Annotated in this window: 15 protein-coding genes and 1 tRNA gene; 8 read left to right on the forward strand and 8 right to left on the reverse strand. The window is 58.4% G+C overall.

All coding sequences use genetic code 11. The annotated features are described in order from the left end of the window. From J2X72_RS11995 to J2X72_RS12020, 6 genes are all read left to right on the forward strand, one after another. Nucleotides 1-213, forward strand: a 213-nt coding sequence (locus J2X72_RS11995; RefSeq protein ID WP_405044702.1) for a transposase, incomplete at its 5' end; no start/stop codon positions are given. Between the two features lie 113 nt (nt 214-326). Beyond that, nucleotides 327-1,943: an ABC transporter substrate-binding protein gene (locus J2X72_RS12000; protein WP_310072233.1), complete on the forward strand. Its 1,617-nt coding sequence runs from the start codon at nt 327-329 to the stop codon at nt 1,941-1,943. 194 nt (nt 1,944-2,137) lie between these two features. After that, nucleotides 2,138-3,118, forward strand: a complete 981-nt coding sequence (locus tag J2X72_RS12005) for an ABC transporter permease (protein WP_310073010.1) — start codon at nt 2,138-2,140, stop codon at nt 3,116-3,118. Then, entirely contained in the window at nt 3,115-3,930 is an 816-nt protein-coding gene (locus J2X72_RS12010; RefSeq protein WP_310072235.1) for an ABC transporter permease, read from the forward strand. Before J2X72_RS12005 ends, J2X72_RS12010 begins: the two co-directional genes overlap by 4 nt. Continuing rightward, the gene (locus J2X72_RS12015) at nt 3,927-4,727 is read left to right on the forward strand and encodes an ABC transporter ATP-binding protein (RefSeq protein WP_310072237.1); all 801 of its coding nucleotides are present in this window, start codon (nt 3,927-3,929) and stop codon (nt 4,725-4,727) included. The genes J2X72_RS12010 and J2X72_RS12015 overlap by 4 nt, the downstream gene beginning before the upstream one ends. Then, nucleotides 4,724-5,506, forward strand: a complete 783-nt coding sequence (locus J2X72_RS12020) for an ATP-binding cassette domain-containing protein (protein WP_310072239.1) — start codon at nt 4,724-4,726, stop codon at nt 5,504-5,506. The genes J2X72_RS12015 and J2X72_RS12020 overlap by 4 nt, the downstream gene beginning before the upstream one ends. On the opposite strand, the gene J2X72_RS12025 is transcribed toward J2X72_RS12020, so the two are convergent. From J2X72_RS12025 to J2X72_RS12045, 5 genes are all read right to left on the reverse strand, one after another. Continuing rightward, nucleotides 5,499-6,353 (reverse strand): sugar phosphate isomerase/epimerase family protein, encoded by an 855-nt coding sequence (locus tag J2X72_RS12025; RefSeq protein WP_310072242.1) that lies wholly within the window; start codon nt 6,351-6,353, stop codon nt 5,499-5,501. The two genes, J2X72_RS12020 and J2X72_RS12025, sit on opposite strands and share 8 nt — an antisense overlap. A 4-nt stretch (nt 6,354-6,357) precedes the next feature. Beyond that, entirely contained in the window at nt 6,358-7,353 is a 996-nt protein-coding gene (locus J2X72_RS12030; protein WP_209997629.1) for an ABC transporter permease, read from the reverse strand. After that, complete coding sequence (locus J2X72_RS12035; protein ID WP_209997627.1) at nt 7,350-8,345, reverse strand: ABC transporter permease; 996 nt, start codon at nt 8,343-8,345, stop codon at nt 7,350-7,352. Before J2X72_RS12035 ends, J2X72_RS12030 begins: the two co-directional genes overlap by 4 nt. Further along, complete coding sequence (locus tag J2X72_RS12040) at nt 8,338-9,852, reverse strand: sugar ABC transporter ATP-binding protein (protein WP_310072244.1); 1,515 nt, start codon at nt 9,850-9,852, stop codon at nt 8,338-8,340. The genes J2X72_RS12035 and J2X72_RS12040 overlap by 8 nt, the downstream gene beginning before the upstream one ends. A 71-nt stretch (nt 9,853-9,923) precedes the next feature. Further along, the gene (locus J2X72_RS12045; RefSeq protein ID WP_209997625.1) at nt 9,924-10,913 is read right to left on the reverse strand and encodes an autoinducer 2 ABC transporter substrate-binding protein; all 990 of its coding nucleotides are present in this window, start codon (nt 10,911-10,913) and stop codon (nt 9,924-9,926) included. A 230-nt stretch (nt 10,914-11,143) separates the two neighbouring features. Here J2X72_RS12045 and J2X72_RS12050 point away from each other — a divergent pair, with 230 nt between their 5' ends. Then, nucleotides 11,144-12,202: a LacI family DNA-binding transcriptional regulator gene (locus tag J2X72_RS12050; RefSeq protein WP_310072246.1), complete on the forward strand. Its 1,059-nt coding sequence runs from the start codon at nt 11,144-11,146 to the stop codon at nt 12,200-12,202. 136 nt (nt 12,203-12,338) lie between these two features. Here the strand turns inward: J2X72_RS12050 and J2X72_RS12055 are convergent, their stop codons facing one another. Then, nucleotides 12,339-12,584 carry a YMGG-like glycine zipper-containing protein gene (locus J2X72_RS12055; RefSeq protein ID WP_209997623.1) on the reverse strand — a complete coding sequence of 82 codons (246 nt, stop codon included), beginning with the start codon at nt 12,582-12,584 and terminating at the stop codon, nt 12,339-12,341. 258 nt (nt 12,585-12,842) lie between these two features. Next, nucleotides 12,843-12,919 (reverse strand) — tRNA-Pro (locus J2X72_RS12060). A gap of 195 nt (nt 12,920-13,114) precedes the next feature. Here J2X72_RS12060 and J2X72_RS12065 point away from each other — a divergent pair. Further along, nucleotides 13,115-15,361, forward strand: a complete 2,247-nt coding sequence (locus tag J2X72_RS12065) for an AGE family epimerase/isomerase (protein WP_310072248.1) — start codon at nt 13,115-13,117, stop codon at nt 15,359-15,361. Nucleotides 15,362-15,383: 22 nt separating this feature from the next. Here J2X72_RS12065 and betB read toward each other — a convergent pair whose 3' ends face one another. Then, nucleotides 15,384-16,847, reverse strand: coding sequence for a betaine-aldehyde dehydrogenase (betB, locus tag J2X72_RS12070; RefSeq protein ID WP_310072250.1), 1,464 nt, complete (start codon nt 16,845-16,847; stop codon nt 15,384-15,386). Nucleotides 16,848-16,940: the final 93 nt, after the last annotated feature.

Genomic DNA, 16,940 nt, shown 5'->3' on the forward strand with positions numbered 1-16,940 from the left:
CAAGCACCCTGGCAAAAAGGCTCCGTTGAGAACATGAACAAACGTGTGCGACGCTACCTGCCGCGCGACACAGATCTGCTGTCACTTCCACACCAGTCAGTCCGATCCATCTGCGAGCGACTTAACGCAACCCCACGAAAGTGTCTCGACTACAAAACACCAACCGAAGTGTTCAGAGACCAGCTTGTTGAAATCATATCGCCACCACTATAGCCTACCCTCGCCCGCCGTTGCATTTGAAGTAGAACCCACAGCCCGACAATTCATTGCCGCGTTGAGCGGGATTCTATCCGAACCATTTTCCGCTGATTGAGAGGGTTGCACCAATGTCCCGTATCCTGTTGAACAGGCGTAGTTTTCTTGCGTCGACCGCGAGTGCCGGAGCGATGACGGTTTTGCCTGAATGGGCTCGTGCGCAGAGTGCTACGTCTGTAAAAGGCGGGCGTCTCGTCGTTGCCGGGGATAGCGAACCGGCCAACCTCAATCCCGCTATCGTCGCTTCAAACGGTGTGTTCTTCGTCGCTAGTAAGGTCATCGAGCCGCTGGCCGAACAGTCCTATGATGGAAAGGATGGTCTTGATCCGCGACTTGCAACCTCATGGGAGGGATCGACCGATGGACTCACCGCGACGTTCAAGCTGCGCGAAGGGGTCACCTGGCACGATGGCAAGCCGTTCACCTCGGCGGATGTGGCGTTTTCCGCAGTGGAAGTCTGGAAGAAGCTACAAAATCTCGGGCGGGTGGTGTTCAAGAACCTCGAAAGTGTCGAGACGCCGGATGATCACACCGTTGTCTTCAAATTTTCACGCCCGACGCCATTCCAGCTTATCCGCAACGCCCTGCCTGTGGTCACCTCGGTCGTGCCAAAGCACCTTTATGAGGGCACAGACATCGCCAAGAACCCGGCCAATCAAAAACTCGTCGGCACCGGGCCGTTCAAGTTCGGCGAATACAAGCCTGGCGAATATTACCTCCTCAAGCGCAACGATGCCTATTGGGAGAAGGATGAGCCGCTCGTCGATGAGATTGTCTATCAGTTCCTGCCGGATCGTGCGGCGGCAGGTAATGCGCTCGAAGCCGAGGAGATCCAGCTAGCGGCTTTCTCCGCCGTTCCGCTCGCGGACCTCGAACGCATCTCCAAGGTACCGGGGCTGAAGGTCTACTCTAACGGTTATGAAGGACTCACCTATCAGTTGATTGTCGAAATCAACCATCGCCGCAAGGAACTCGCTGACGTCAAAGTGCGTCAGGCGCTAGCGCATGCGATCGATCATGATTTCGTCGTCAAAACCATCTTCCTCGGCTATGCCAAATCTTCGACCGGGCCGGTGCCAGCCTACGACAAGACATTTTTCGAACCCGATGTGACGAAATACACTTTCGACCCTGCGAAAGCAGAGTCCTTGCTGGATGAGGCTGGCTACAAACGCGGTGCGGACGGAAATCGCTTCAAGTTGAAGCTGTTGCCCGCGCCTTTCTTCAATGAAACCAAGCAATTCGGTGATTATCTTCGCCAAGCGCTGGCCAAGATCGGCATTGATGCACAGATCGTCAGCAACGACACGCCAGCCCACCTGAAGGCGGTCTACACGGATCATGATTTCGACATTGCCGTCGCGACGCCGGTCTATCGCTCCGACCCGGCAATCTCGACGACGATCCTGTTTGAGAGCGGTCTGCCAGCGGGCGTCCCCTTCTCCAACCAGTATGGTTATACAAACGCGCAAGTCGACAGGCTGATCAAGGATGCCGCCTCGGAGATCGATGCCGGCAAGCGCGCCAGCCTATATAAGGAGTTGCAGAAGAAGGTGGCCGACGACCTGCCGCTCATCAATGTCGCCGAGTTCTCCTTCATCACCGTGGCGCGCGACAGCGTGCAGAATGTCTCGAACAATCCGCGCTGGGCTGTATCGAACTGGTCGGATATGTGGTTGAAGGAATAATCTGTTCTCAAACCGGCAGGTCATCCATAAACGGATTGAGATATCGGACACCGAGCGGGCCGAAAATCCTTGATATTGGCCGTCAGTACCGTCATGTCGTTGGCAGAAGCGATGGATGCGATCGCGTGTATATTTCTGTTGACAGGGACAAGTTGCGGGAACATCAAAAGCTTCGTCTGACGCCGGAGTTCTCCTTGCCGCCCCTCGTTTCCTTTTTCCTGAGACGTCTCGCAACGGCGCTTCCGGTTCTCGCGGTGGTGCTGGTTGGAAGCTTCCTTGTGCTTGAGGCTGCTTCCGGCGATGCGGTGGATGCCTATGTGGCGCGATCCGGCAGCATGGATGCGGAACAGATCGCACAACTGCGCCAGGAATGGGGCCTGGACCAGGGGCCGGCTCACCGCTTCAAGGCCTACGCATCGGCGCTCGCCCGAGGCGATCTTGGTTGGTCCACAGCCTTCGAACGGCCCGTTGCCTCGGTCATTTTGGAGCGACTACCGATTACGTTGCTGCTCATGGGCGTGGCCACGGCGCTGGCCTTCGTGCTCGGGTCGCTGCTGGGCGTCATTGCAGGAGCATATCTTGGATCGTTTCGCGACCGTTTTTTGTCGACCAGTTCGCTCGCACTTTATGCGGTTCCGGGCTTCTGGCTAGGTCTTGTGCTCATCGTGATCTTCGCTGTCGATCTGCGCTGGCTGCCGAGCGGCGGCATTGAATCAGTCGCATCCGGTAAGACGGGCCCAGCGCGCGTGGCCGACATCGGTGCCCATCTGATACTGCCGGTCGCGTCGCTCGCCATGGTCTATCTTGCGCTTTATTTGCGCCTGATGCGCGACCGGATGAGCGAAATCTGGCGCGATCCCTTCGTCAACGCATTGAAAGCGCGTGGGTTGAGCCGGAGGCGGATCGTTTGGCGGCATGTGGCACGCAACGCCGTCTTGCCGGTCGTTACCATGCTCGGCTTGCAGGCAGCGGCGATGCTGGGCGGCAGCGTCGTGGTGGAGAGTGTGTTTGCTATTCCGGGCTTCGGCCGATTGGCGGCAGAAGCAGTAGCACGCCGCGATACACCCTTGTTGCTCGGGGTCATCCTGGGCAGTGCCATCACCGTGATCATCGTCAACCTCCTCGTCGATCTCGCCTATGGCAAGCTTGATCCACGCGTGAGGGTCGGGCGATGACGTTTTGGCGGATGCTGAACCTGGAAGGACGCGCAGGCGCGATCATGCTCGCGGCTCTGGTCGCGATGGCGCTGCTGACGCCATGGATCGCGCCCGGCGATCCACTGGCGATTACCGGCGAGCCTATGCTGCGACCCTTCGCATCCAGTGCACACATATTTGGTACCGATCGTCTTGGCCGCGACGTGCTTGCCGGGCTATTGCATGGCACGCGCACAACACTGCTCGTCGCTTGTTTCTCGGCGGCCGTTGCGTTGATCGTCGGCAGCATCATTGGCACGCTGGCCGGATATTTGGGTGGTCTTGCCGACACGGTGCTGATGCGCATGACGGAGGCGTTCCAGACGGTACCCAGCTTTCTGTTGGCCCTCGCGGCAGTCAGTGTCACTGGCCCGAGCGTTCCGACGCTGATCTTCGCCATCAGCCTTGGAACGTGGACGCAAGCGGCCCGGGTAACGCGGGCCGAGGTGCTGTCATTGCGCGAGCGCGATTTTGTTGCCGCCGCGCGCACACTTGGTATGCGCCCGCTCGAAATCGCCTTTCGCGAAGTGCTTCCCAACGCCTTCGGACCAACGGCATCGCTCGCGGCCATTTCCGTCGCTGCCGCGATTCTCATCGAAGCTGCACTATCGTTCCTCGGATTCGGCGACCCCAACCGGGTGACCTGGGGCAGCATGATTGCCGAGGGCCGCACAGTCTTGCGTGCAGCGCCTTATCTTTCGATCGTTCCGGGAGTAGCACTGGTGGTCACGGTTCTCGGCGTACATTTGCTGGGGCGAGGGCTGTCACGGACCGAAAGATTGCAGCCATGACAGAAACTTATCTGCGTGTCCGGAATCTTCGTGTGAACTATGATCAGACCGCCGCCTTGCATGATGTGTCTTTCGATCTTGCGAGGGGCGGTAGGCTGGCAGTGATTGGCGAGAGCGGCTCGGGAAAGTCCACGCTCGCCATGGCCATTGCAGGGCTGTTGCCCGGATCGGCGAGAACAGAGGGCGCAATAGAATTTCCGGGATTCTCGCATGTGCCAAAACTCGGCAAGGACATTGGCGTGCTGTTTCAGGACCCGAGTGGCAGTCTCGACCCGGTGATGAACATAGGCGACCAAATCGCGGAAGTGGTGATGACGCATGAGGGTACAGATTGGATATCGGCGCGGGTCCGGGCGGTGGAACTGCTCGACCGCGTGCGCATCCCGAAAGCCCTGTCGCGGCTCAACAGCTATCCGCACGAGCTTTCCGGCGGGCAGAAGCAGCGTATCGCGCTTGCCGCTGCCTTGGCGGGCAATCCCTCGCTGCTCATCGCCGACGAGCCAACCAGTGCTCTCGACACGGTCGTCCAGAGACACATCGTCAATCTGCTCGATGAACTGGTGCGCGATAGTGGCCTGACGCTGCTGTTCGTCACGCACGATATCGCGCTGGCTTCAGAGCGGGCCGACGAGATTGCCGTGCTTTACAAAGGTGAGCTGGTAGAAGCGGGCTCCACCGCCAAGGTGCTTGGCCAACCGGAGCATGCTTATACGAAAGCTTTGATCGGTACGCATATTGCGCTGGATACGCCCCGCCGCAAGCGGTTAGCCGAGATCGATGCGAGCAAGCTGCAATGACCGAAGGCGCGCGCGCATTGCCGGTATTGGAGGTCGACAATCTTGCCAAGCGCTTTGGAGATCGTGGCGCGGCAGGGCTGAAGGATGTGACTTTCGCTGTCGCGCAGGATGAGACCTTGGCGATCGTGGGCGCTTCGGGTTCCGGCAAGACGACGCTGGCGCGGCTGATCATGCGGCTTGCAAACCCGGAGGCGGGTTCGATCCGACTTCATGGCCGGGATGTCACGCGGTTGCATGGCGAACCCCTGCGGCGCATGCGTCCTCGGTTCCAGATGGTGTTTCAGGATGCGTTGGCTGCGTTCAATCCGCGGGCCAGTGTCCGCCGCATTCTCGAAGATCCCCTGCGCATCCATGGACTTGCCGAGCCTAAGGACTTCGACGCATCCATTGACACTGTTCTCGAACGCGTTGGGCTTGGCACCGAGTTCAGACAACGTTTGCCGCTCGAACTTTCAGGTGGCCAGCGCCAGCGGGTCGCTATCGCCAGGGCGATCCTGACCAGGCCCGATCTCATCGTACTCGACGAACCTGTCTCGGCCCTTGACGTTTCAGTACGCGCGCAAATCCTGAACCTACTCCTTGATCTGCAGGACGAGACGGGTGTTGCCTATCTCTTCATTTCCCACGACCTTGCCGTCGTGCGGGCGTTCGCCGATCGCATGATCGTCATGGAAGAAGGCCGTATCGTAGAGGACGGCACCACGGAAGGGGTGCTGGCCGCGCCACAAGCGAAAGCGACGCGGATATTGATCGACGCCGTCCCCCGATTGATCAGATGAGACCGTACTGTTCCGCCTTGTTGCGCAGGAAGGGCAGGCCATTTCCCATGACTTCTGCCTCATCCTTGGCGACCGGACGCCATACCGCCAGACCGTAGGCAACTTCCGGCGGCATATTGATGAAGCTTTCCATGGCCAGTCCACCCTTGAAACCTATGGCCGCGAGTGCCGCATAAATCTCGTCCCACGGGCAATTGCCGTAGCCCGGCGTTCCCCGGTCGCTCTCGGAAAGGTGGATGTATTTCAGGTGTTCGCGCGCATCGAGGATGCCATTGGCAGCGCCTTTTTCTTCGATGTTCATGTGGTACGTGTCGAGGTGGACGAAGATGTTGTCGGCACCAACGCGCTCGATCATCTGCACGGCCTGCCAGCCAGTATTGATCAAATGGTTTTCGTAGCGGTTGACCGCCTCTACGCCAAGCTCGATGCCAAGGCTCTTGGCATGTTTCGCCGCGGCTGTGAGCACGCGTGCGATGTTTTCATATTCGCCTTCCGTGGGCGGCACGCCTGTCCGCTCGCCGATGCCGCCAAAGATGACGCCTGAAAGCGCGACGGCGCCCATCTCGGCGGTCTTGTCGATGGCAACCCTGAGGTGTTCGATTGCAGCGTCCGGACGAACGGAGGCCCAGGCCGATTCAGGCAGGCCGAGCGAACAGACTGCCGGCAGTTCATGCTTGTCCAGAAGCGCGCGCGTATGTGCGGCGTCGACGGCGGGAGCGTTAAGCAGCGCAATCTCGATGAAATCCATCTTGTATTTCACCGCTGCCGCAATGGCCTTCTCGGCGCCGGCGCGATCCCAGTTCATCGTCCACATGCTGGTGTGAACGCCAAATCCGTGAACAGACATTTTCCTATCCTTTTCTGCGATTGAAAATCATAAGCTGAGCGGCGAACCAACGCAGGATCATGACGGCGATCAGGAGAATTCCCCAGACTGCCGTTGCCAGATGCTGGTTGGCTCCCATGAGGTTGAGTCCCGATGAAAGAAGCTGGAGCACCACCAGGGCGACGAAAACCGGGATCACACGTCCAAACCCGCCGAACGGATTGACGCCGCCAAGGAAGCAGGCGAGCACGGTGATCAACAGGTAAGACTCGCCATGGCCGACGCGTACGGAATTGAAACGCGCCAGCATGATGATGCCTGCGACCGCGGACATGGCGCCAGAGAGGGTGTAGACGAGCACCAGCACCTTGCGGGTGTTGACGCCGGAATAGCGCGCTGCGTCGATGTTGGAACCAATCATATAAGTGTTGAAGCCGAGCTTCAGCCGCGTCAATAGAACATGCCAGACGAGGACGCACACGATGAATATCAGCAGCGGTATGGGAATACCTGCAAGGCTGCCGTGACCTATTGGCTGCAGGAAGGCGGGAAAGCCCGAAATATCGCCGCCACGGGTCAGGAACTCGCCAAGACCTCGAACAAAAATCATCATCGACAACGAGACGAGAATAGGGTGCGCGCGGGTATAGGCGATGACCAGCCCCATCACGACCCCGGTCGCGGCGCCAACGGCGATTGCCAGGATGCATCCAAGGATGAACGAAGCCATGCCAGCGTCCACGCCACCATTGGCCTGAAGCACCCAGGCGACAGTGAGACCCGCGAGGTTCGCCGTGAAGGTAATGGCAAGGTTGAGGCCGCCTGTCAAAACCGGCAGCAGCATCGCAAGAGTGAGCAGGCCGAGTTCAGGCAGCTGGAACGCCACCGATCCGAACGTTGCAGAGCTGAGGAATTGCGGAGACGCGAGACTGAAGAACAGCATCACGGCCACAAAGGCTAAGCCCGGGCCCGCTATCTCGGGGCCTAGAAGCTCTTTTATGCGGTTGACGGCCGTATTCATCGGCGGGCTCCTCGCATGAACGGCAGCAACTTTTCGATGCTTGTGTTCGACAGCGTGATGGCGATCAGGATGATCGCGCCGACGATCATCTTGAAGGCGAAGGGCGATACGCCAAGAAGGTTCAATCCATTCTGGGTGATGGCGATGAGAAGGACACCGAGGACGCAGCCCAGAACCGATCCCTTGCCGCCGCCAAGCCTTGCGCCGCCAAGAACGACCGCGGCCAATACGTCGAGTTCCCGCCCGTAAAGAGCATTGGGCACGACCTCCTGCGCGTAGTGGGCCTGGATCAAACCGGCGATTCCAGCCATCATTCCGAGCCAACCGAACGCGATGAATTGCATGGCGCCGATATTGATGCCGAAGCGGCGAGCGCCCTCCGGATTATCCCCGAAGGCGTAGAGCTGCCGCCCGGTCGTGGTCCGGGTTATGAACAGCCATGTCGCAACGACACAGATCACCATGACGAGGACGGGCAAGGTTATCTCCGCCCATGTTCCGTCGGCCATCTCGTGTTCGAACAACACCACCCTGTCAGTCAGCCAGTCCGGCAGATCGTAGATCGATACGCCCTGCGTGAAGAACATCAAAAGTCCGAAATAGATGTTGAAGGTGGCGATGGTCGCGACGATCGAGATGATGCGGAAACGGTGGATCAGGAAGGCGTTGAAGGCCCCGAGCAATATGCCGAGGCTGCCGGCGATAAGGAGCCCGCTGATCCAGCCGCCGCCACCGATGTAACCGAGGATCAGCGCCGTGACATATTGCACAACGGACGCGGCAACCGCGAACGAGATATCGATGCCGCCCGCAATCAGCACGACCAGAAGCCCGACGGCGAAAATGATGTTGACGGAACTCGTGTTCAACAGATCGAAGGCGTTGCCCAGGGAGAAGAAACTGTCCGTGGCCAGCGAAAGCACCACGCAGATGGCCGCTATCACCGCGAGCAACGCGAACTCGGTCGCGTGGGATTGAACGAGCTTACGCATAGACGGCGGCCTCGATGTCCTGAAGGCTGCACGACTGCGGATCGAACCATCCAGCAATCTGGCCTTGCGCCATGTGCAAGACCCGGTCCGCGTTGAAATAAACCTCAGGAACCTCATCCGAGATCAGGATAATGGCGAGGCCGCTTTCGGCGAGCTTCGCCACGATTTCGAAGATGCCGGCACGCGCGCCCACATCGACGCCGACGGTCGGCGCATCGAGGATGAGGAGCTTCGGATCGGTGGCCAGCCATTTGGCGATCGCAATCCGCTGCTGGTTGCCGCCCGAGAGGGTCGAGACCGCATCGCTTTGCCGGCCGATCTTCACACCGAGATCGGCGATCCACCGCGCAACCAGCTGGCGTTTTCGGTCATCGGACAAGAGCCCCCCGGATTTGATGCGATCAAGCGAGGCGATCACCAGATTGTCGGCGATCGATTGCGGCTGAATAAGCCCAAGCGACAGGCGGTCTTCGGAGAGATAGGCGATGCCCGCCTTGATTGCGTCGCGGTTGGATGAAAAGCGCACCGGCTTTCCGTGCAAAGAGACGGATCCGGACTTGGGTTTCAGCATGCCAAAGAGCGCGAGCGCGAGTTCCGTGCGTCCTGCACCGAGCAGGCCGGTTATGCCGAGCGTTTCACCGCTCCGCACGTTGAATGAAATATCGTGAAACTGACCGGGGCGCGAAAGCCTCTTGACCTCGAGAACGATCGGATTATCGCGAACAGACTTTGCCCGCACCTGCTGATCGAAATTCTTGCCGGTCATGAGCTCTGTCACACGTGATTGCGTCATGCCTTGCACGGGGTAAACACCCACCAGGGCGCCATCACGCAATACAGTGAGACGGTTGGAGATTTCCAGCACCTCAGCCAGACGATGGCTAACGAATACGACTGCGACACCCGACGCCGACAATGAGCGGACGATCTCAATCAGATGATCGGTTTCGGACTGCGTCAGCGAAGCTGTCGGTTCGTCCATGAAAACGAGCTTCGCTTCGCCCACAAGCGCGCGGGCAATAGCCACGATCTGGCGTTGCGCAATCGAATAATCTTTCAAAGGTGCATCGACATCCAGCACGACACCGAGGCGCTTGAGCGCTTTGACCGCGATATCACGCATAGTGCGGTAGTTGACGAACCGCGGCCAGCGGCCAATCACGGTCTGGAAAGCGATGTTCTCCGCAACGGTCATTTCAGGAAACAAGGCAAGATCCTGCCAGATCACCTGAATTCCGCTGGCTTGGGCAGTGACGGGAGACATATGCGAATAGGTTTGCCCGTCATATTCGATCGCGGCGCCGTCCTCCGGACGATAGACGCCGGTTATGATCTTGATGAGCGTACTCTTGCCGGACCCGTTTTCTCCCGCAAGACAATGGACTTCTCCCGGCAGCACTTCGAAGCTCACATTCTTGAGCGCCTTGATGCCGCCAAAGGTCATATTGATGTTGTGCAGCGACAAGAGCGGCTTCACACCACCAACCGTGCTCGGAATATCTGCCATTACAGGTGCCTGTCAAAATCGGAGACTTGACGCTGCCGGCGTAGTCACACCGGCAGCAGAACCAGTGCTGATCAAAGACCCATCTTGGCCAGATCGGCCACGGTTTCCTTGTTGATCGGCACCAGCTGGTCGACGATGATATTGTGGTTCTCGACGTCAGGGTGGATGACACCGAGACCTTCGATATCGTCACCATCTTTCAGTTTTTCACCCTTCATCAGCTTGTCAGCAAGCGTGACAAAGACTTCGCCTGCCTGCTTCGGGTTCCACATGAAGCCGCCGGAAATGGCGCCGGACTTGATAAGCTTCTGTCCTTGACCTGGCGAAAACGGTCCCAGCACGAAGATTTCACCAGTCTTGCGCCGTTCTTCGATAGCCCGTCCCGCACCGATCGGCCCCTGGCTGCCGAACGCCAGAAAGCCCTTGAGATCGGGATGTGCAGAAATGAGGTCGAGCGCAGTCGAGCGGCTCTTGTCCACATCCTCGGCAACACCGTAGCGCTCGCCAACGAGCTTCATGTCCGGATAGTTCTTCTTGATATATTCGTTGGCAGCATCAGCCCACGCATTGTGCAGTGGAACAGTCAGCGATCCAACGAAAACGGCATATTCTCCCTTGCCGCCCATCTTTTCGGCGAGAAGCTTGGCATGCGCTTCACCGAAGCCTGTCGCGGAGGCGAGTTCGAAATCCCAATCAGCGCCTTTTTGGCTCGGCGACTCGTGGGTGATCACGATGATGCCTTTTTCCTTGGCCTTGCTGAGCACCGGCTCCAGAACTTTCGCATCGTTCGGCACAACGCCGATGACCTTCACGCCTTGCGCAATCAGATCTTCGATCGCGCGAACCTGGAGCGCCGGATCGGCACTTGTCGGCCCGACCATGAAGGCGTCGACGCCAAGCTTTTTGCCCTGTTCCTTGATGCCTGCATCCATGGCGTTGAACCATGGAATACCACCGATCTTGACGACGATACCAACCTTGCCACTGTCGGCGGCAAGGGCCGTGAACGCGCCTGCCAATGACAGCGATGCCGCAACAGCGGCGATTACAAATCTTTTCATTGTTTCCTCCTCCATGTGCTCCCCACGGGAGCTTAGCATCCAATCGGGCGGCGGTCATGAGCAGAACCGGAATGGCCCTGGAGAACCTTCGCTCGATCACCGCCTCCTCACACTGCGATGTCCGCGCCACCGGCGTTGCATTTTTGCACAATCGATGGTGCAATGAATATCATTTAGTTTGCCACTTTCGTCAAGCGGTGTTTGGCGCTAGAGCAGCCGGAGGAGAAATCATGGAACATCTGCCGAAGAAAAAGGCGACGATCTACGACCTTTCGGTGCTTTCCGGAAGTTCGCCATCAACGGTCAGCGCGGTTCTCAACGGCAGCTGGCGCAAGCGGCGGATCAAGGAAAGCACGGCTGCGCTGATACGCGAACTGGCCGACCAGCATCAGTACACCGCGAATCTTCAAGCTCGGGGGCTGCGCAGTTCGAGGTCTGGCCTCGTCGGCCTTTTGTTGCCTGTTCACGATAACCGGTATTTTTCGTCGATGGCACAGTCATTTGAAGCGCATGTTCGCAGCCGTGGACTGTGTCCGATCGTCGTCAGTGCGTGCCGTGATCCGGATGAGGAAAGAAGAACGGTGGAAACGCTGATTTCCTATTCCGTCGACGAGCTGATCGTGGCCGGCGCCACCGATCCCGACGGTGTCCATGCCGTTTGCATCGGATCCGGTCTCAAACACGTCAATATCGATCTGCCAGGCAGCAGGGCGCCCTCTGTGATCAGCGATAACTATCAGGGCGCGCGCATGCTGACGGAGGCGATAATTCGCCACTTCAGCGATGATCTGAAACTTGGCCCCGATGAACTCTATCTGTTCGGCGGGCGCGACGATCACGCGAGCCGGGAACGTATTCGCGGATTTCGCGCCATCAAACGCGAGTTGATGCAGGGCGATTCAGACAAATGCATAGAGCCGACCGGCTACTCCCCCAACATGGCGCAGGTTGCTTTCGAACGCTTCTACGAGCGGGAAGGGAAGCTGCCACGAGGATTGTTCATCAATTCGTCAATCAATTTCGAAGGCCTTCTGAGGTTCATGGCCCAGCACCCGAACGAGGCGTTCGTCGACATCGTCGTTGGCTGTTACGATTACGATCCGTTCGGATCGTTTCTGCCGTTCCCGGTCATCATGATCCGTCAAGATATCGAAGGGATGATCACAAAGGCGTTCGAGATCATGGCGGAGAACCGTCCGTCGGTGCAGACTTACCTCATTCAGCCGGAACTTGTGCCGCCGCGCACAGCGCTCAAAGGGCCCCTCGACGCCATCAAGGATATCGCGTAGACCTCACCGGAGGATATCAAAACCACCGGCTGCGCGAAACGAACGACGCCCCACCGAAGCGGGGCGTCAAAGTCTTGATGGAAAAGTGTTTGGGCAGGACGTCGCGCGGCTACAAAATACCCCCGATATCGGGAAACTACCTGCAACGCGCCGTATAAATATGACCGCGACTGTTACGGTATTGACAGTTGCCGTTTCGCAGATTTCGAACCAGCAGTCCGCCAAGGGCGCCAGCCCCCGCGCCAATCAAAGCCCCTTTGCCGCCACCGGCGATTCCGCCGATTGCCGCGCCTGCCACCGTGCCAATACTGAGATCTTTTTCTGTCGTCGTGCAGGCCGAAAGCATAAACAATGCCGCCACAGCGGCAATCAATGTTCGCATATCAACAATCCCCCTTTGCGATTCCAAAATTTGCTTGGCCCCCACGCTGGAATAGCGAAGCCGTCGATATCTTACGTCGCAAAAACCACGTTAGGCAATAGCGCTGGAATCCGCAGCGCAGTGGGCGGCGTCGGGCGATCCGCGTCCAGTTGAGACGTTAAAGGTTAAGGTGGTTAAGAGGTCACAGCATTGACGACCGGCCAATGGCGCGGTCCACACAGGCGCATAATGACCAATCGTAGCGTGGGGTGATTTCACTGGTCGGAGTGAGAGGATTCGAACCTCCGACCCCGTCGTCCCGAACGACGTGCGCTACCAGGCTGCGCTACACTCCGTGACCAGTACGCGGGGTATATAACGTCCGGTTTCAGCACCTGCAAGTTGTTTCCTGCACCCCTTTTTTATTTATGGCGGCCGGAACTTGAGGTCACCTGTGAAACTGCCGATTTATGCACTGTGATCGGGTAGCAAAGTCTAGTATCCATTCGAAAAGCAAAGTTTGAGGCACAAGAGCAGCGGGAATGCGATCGATGGCGGCAAAAAAGCAGAAAATCATCAGCTTTGTCATGAGCGGTGGTGTCGGTTCGCGGCTCTGGCCACTGTCGCGCGAAGATTTCCCCAAACAATTCCACAATATTTCCGGGCAGGGCTCGATGCTGCTGCGCACAGTCAAGCGAATGGGCGCCCGGATCGAAGGGAGTGCCGTCCCGGTTTATCTGCTGGCGTCGGAGCGTCATTCGGACCACATCAACCAGGATCTGGCTGGGGTGGACCTCGGCGGCGGCAGGCCTATCCTTGAACCTATGGGCCGCAATACCGCGTCCGCAGTGGCACTGGCAACGGAGATAACGTTGCGCGAGCACGGCGATGAACTCGTGCTCGTGGTTCCGTCCGATCACGAGATAACCACCGATCGGGATTTCTGGAACACGATCGAATCCGGTATCAGCGCCGCCAATGACGGCCGGATCGTCGTCTTCGGTATCCAGCCCGATCGCGCAGAAACCGGATACGGCTATATCGAAACCAGTCTGCAGACCGGCGATATTCGCGACGTCGTGCGTTTTGTCGAAAAGCCAAACGAGGCGACGGCGAAACAATATCTGGAATCGGGGAATTTTCTCTGGAACGCCGGCATTTTCTTCTTTCGGGCCAGTGTCATGCGCGACGTCTTCAAGTCGCATGCCGCCGAAATCTGGGACAGCGCGATTGCCGCGCTCGATAAGGCGGATACAAACATATCCGGCACCTATCTGCCGCATGACCTTTACGCCGCCGTGCCATCCATTTCAGTTGATTATGCCATCATGGAACGAGCGTCGGACATTGCACTCGTTCCGGCACAATTCCGCTGGAATGATCTCGGTTCCTGGCAATCCCTGCTGGATGTCGGTTCCGTTGATGGCAACGGCAACGTGATTGTCGGCGATGTGGTGGCGATCGATTGCGAGCATAGCTATCTGCGCAGCGATGGCCGTCTGCTTTCCGCCGTCGGGCTGCGTGACACGGCTGTCGTCGCCACGGCGGATGTCACGTTCGTTGCGCCGGTGAGCGAGAGCCAAAATGTTCGCAAGATCGTCGAACAACTGGAAAAAACCGGCCGGCTGGAGACCAAATTCACGCCGGCACAGGACCGGCTTCCGCATGTCGGAGCCTACAGCAACAGGGTTCGTCACTGGCTCTTCGACGAAACACTGCCGCTATGGTCCACGGTGGGTGTCGATGACAGACACGGTGGTTTCCACGAGGCGCTTTCCTTTGACGCGATTCCCATCAAGAAGACCAAGCGCATGCGTACGATGGCCCGGCAGATCTACGCATTTGCCGTGGCGCATGAGATGGGCTGGGATGGACCTGCCAACGCGCTGATCGACCACGGGATCAGCTACATTAAGAGGGGCCGTACGGATCGCGGCGGCTGGACAAAGACATTCAACGAAGACGGCAGCGTTTTGGATCCCACCGAGGATGCCTACGATCAGTCGTGCGTATTGCTCGCGTTGGCCCATGCGCACAAGGCGGGGCACAAGGAGGCATTGGCGCTTGGTACCGAAACCTTTGTCTTTATCGACGACTATCTGGCCGACGCCCGGCTGACGGGTTTCCTTGAGACACCGGGCAATACGGGCCTGCGGCGGGCCAACCCGCACATGCATCTGCTTGAAGCCTTCCTTGCCTGGCATGAAGCGACCGGCAATCGCGACTATCTTCAAAGGGCCGCGCGAATCGTCGATCTGTTTCGGCACCACATGTTCGATGCCGAAACCTGGACGCTGGGCGAATATTTCAGCAATGACTGGTCGCGCGCACCCGGCGAACAGGGGGAATGGACGGAACCGGGCCATCATTTCGAATGGGCTTCGCTCCTGTCCGACTTTGCTCGGATTACGGGTCAAAAAGATGTCATCCGATATGGGCGCAAACTCTATGCGTCGGCGATCGCGAACGGTCTCAACCGCTCGACAGAACTTGCCTACAATGCTGTGTCCCGTCACGGTTTGCCGCTCGACACCAATTCACGCAGCTGGCCGCAGACCGAAGCCGTCAAGGCCGCCATTGCGCTTGATGGCAATGGCGGTCCGGACCTGAAGCCGGAAGTAGAGGCCCGGGTAGGGCGCCTTTTCCGCTGGCACATAGAGCCGGCACCAAAGGGGCTGTGGGTCGACCTCATCGATGAAACGGGAAAGGCCAAAGCCGAAGACGTTCCGGCTTCGATCTTCTATCATCTGGTGTGCGCGCTAACGCAATACGTGGCTTACGTCGGTAAGAAGCCTTAGCAGCCTGACGCTATGAAAGGCTCTAGTAAGGGCTCTCCACCTTGCCGGTTTCGACGTAGACCGACTTGATCTGGCTGTAATGATAAAGCGCGGCAAGGCCGTTCTCGCGGCCAACGCCGGATTGCTTGAAGCCACCGAACGGCATTTCTACCGGCGCAAGATTATAGGTATTGATCCAGCAAGTGCCGGCCTTGAGTTGGCTAATCACGCGGTGCGCACGCGACAGGTCATTGGTGAATACCCCCGCCGACAGGCCGAACTCCGTATCGTTGGCGCGGGCAATGACTTCGTCCTCCTCCTGAAAATCAAGGACTGCCATGACGGGTCCAAAGATTTCCTCGCGCGCGATGACCATGTTGTCGGTTACATTGGTGAAGATGGTCGGTTCGACGAAGCATCCCCCCTCGAAACCCTGCATCTTCGGAACGCCGCCACCGAAATGTAGCGTCGCACCTTCGGCTTTGCCCTTGTCGATATAGGATACGACCTTGTCGCGCTGGGAAGCGTTGACCAGCGGTCCGAGGTGAATGTCCGGATCGAGCGGATCCCCAAGGCGAATGGCCTTGGTGCGTGTGGTCAGACGGTCAAGGAACTGAGCTTTGATGCCGCCCTGTACGAAAACCCGCGTCCCGTTGGAGCACACCTGGCCGGTTGAATAGAAATTGCCAAGGAGTGCACCGCCGACTGCATTTTCCACGTCGGCGTCGTCGAAAATGATCAACGGAGATTTGCCGCCAAGTTCCATGGTCGCGTGCTTCATATGCGATCCGGCCTGGGCCAGCACGCGCTTGCCGGTCGGGACCGAGCCGGTCAGCGAGACCTTGGCGACGAGCGGATGATCCACCAGCTGCGACCCGACATCGCCAAAACCCTGCAACACGTTGAACAGGCCGTCGGGCAAGCCAGCTTCCTTGTAGACTTCAGCTAAGGCAAGGGCCGACAGCGGTGTGTTTTCGGACGGCTTGAAGATCATGGCATTGCCGGCAGCAAGCGCCGGTGCCGATTTCCAGCCTGCACCCTGAATCGGGTAATTCCACGCACCGATTCCGACGCAAACGCCCAAAGCTTCGCGGCGTGTGTAGGCATAGGATCCGCCAAGTTCAATCATCTCGCCATTGAAGCCGGCAATGATGCCGCCATAGAATTCCAGCGCATCGGCAGCGGATGCGGGATCGGCAACCAGCGTTTCCTGAATAGCCTTGCCGGTATCGAGCGTTTCAAGTTCGGCGATTTCGGCATTGCGCGCGCGCAGGATATCGGCGGCGCGGCGCAGGATGCGGCCGCGTTCGACCGGCTTCAGCGCCGCCCAAGCCGGTTGCGCGGCGGCGGCAGCCTGCACCGCCTGCTCGATCAGCGCCGGTGTCGCGCCAAAGAGCCTCGCGATGATTTCGCCCGTTGCAGGATAAATAACATCAAGCAGCTTGCCGTCCTTGTCCTCGACGAAGCGGCCATTGATGAAATGCGATGCCTTTGGCTGCGCGCGCATGGTGTTCTCCTGTGTTCAAATAGTTATCAAGCATAGGCGCTGTGCTTGGTTGGACAAGCTCACCCTGAGGGAGCAATTGCATAAATAAATACC

The sequence above is a fragment of the Phyllobacterium sp. 1468 genome (assembly GCF_031455525.1).
Lineage (GTDB): Bacteria > Pseudomonadota > Alphaproteobacteria > Rhizobiales > Rhizobiaceae > Phyllobacterium.

Bases quoted from the DNA above. Each gene is read 5' to 3' on its own strand.
- J2X72_RS12065 (WP_310072248.1), top strand. From the start codon at position 13,115: ATGGCGGCAAAAAAGCAGAAAATCATCAGCTTTGTCATGAGCGGTGGT.
- J2X72_RS12020 (WP_310072239.1), top strand. From the start codon at position 4,724: ATGACCGAAGGCGCGCGCGCATTGCCGGTATTGGAGGTCGACAATCTT.
- J2X72_RS12050 (WP_310072246.1), top strand. From the start codon at position 11,144: ATGGAACATCTGCCGAAGAAAAAGGCGACGATCTACGACCTTTCGGTG.
- J2X72_RS12055 (WP_209997623.1), bottom strand. From the start codon at position 12,584: ATGCGAACATTGATTGCCGCTGTGGCGGCATTGTTTATGCTTTCGGCC.
- betB (WP_310072250.1), bottom strand. From the start codon at position 16,847: ATGCGCGCGCAGCCAAAGGCATCGCATTTCATCAATGGCCGCTTCGTC.
- J2X72_RS12030 (WP_209997629.1), bottom strand. From the start codon at position 7,353: ATGAATACGGCCGTCAACCGCATAAAAGAGCTTCTAGGCCCCGAGATA.
- J2X72_RS12015 (WP_310072237.1), top strand. From the start codon at position 3,927: ATGACAGAAACTTATCTGCGTGTCCGGAATCTTCGTGTGAACTATGAT.
- J2X72_RS12000 (WP_310072233.1), top strand. From the start codon at position 327: ATGTCCCGTATCCTGTTGAACAGGCGTAGTTTTCTTGCGTCGACCGCG.
- J2X72_RS12025 (WP_310072242.1), bottom strand. From the start codon at position 6,353: ATGTCTGTTCACGGATTTGGCGTTCACACCAGCATGTGGACGATGAAC.
- J2X72_RS12035 (WP_209997627.1), bottom strand. From the start codon at position 8,345: ATGCGTAAGCTCGTTCAATCCCACGCGACCGAGTTCGCGTTGCTCGCG.
- J2X72_RS12040 (WP_310072244.1), bottom strand. From the start codon at position 9,852: ATGGCAGATATTCCGAGCACGGTTGGTGGTGTGAAGCCGCTCTTGTCG.
- J2X72_RS12010 (WP_310072235.1), top strand. From the start codon at position 3,115: ATGACGTTTTGGCGGATGCTGAACCTGGAAGGACGCGCAGGCGCGATC.
- J2X72_RS12045 (WP_209997625.1), bottom strand. From the start codon at position 10,913: ATGAAAAGATTTGTAATCGCCGCTGTTGCGGCATCGCTGTCATTGGCA.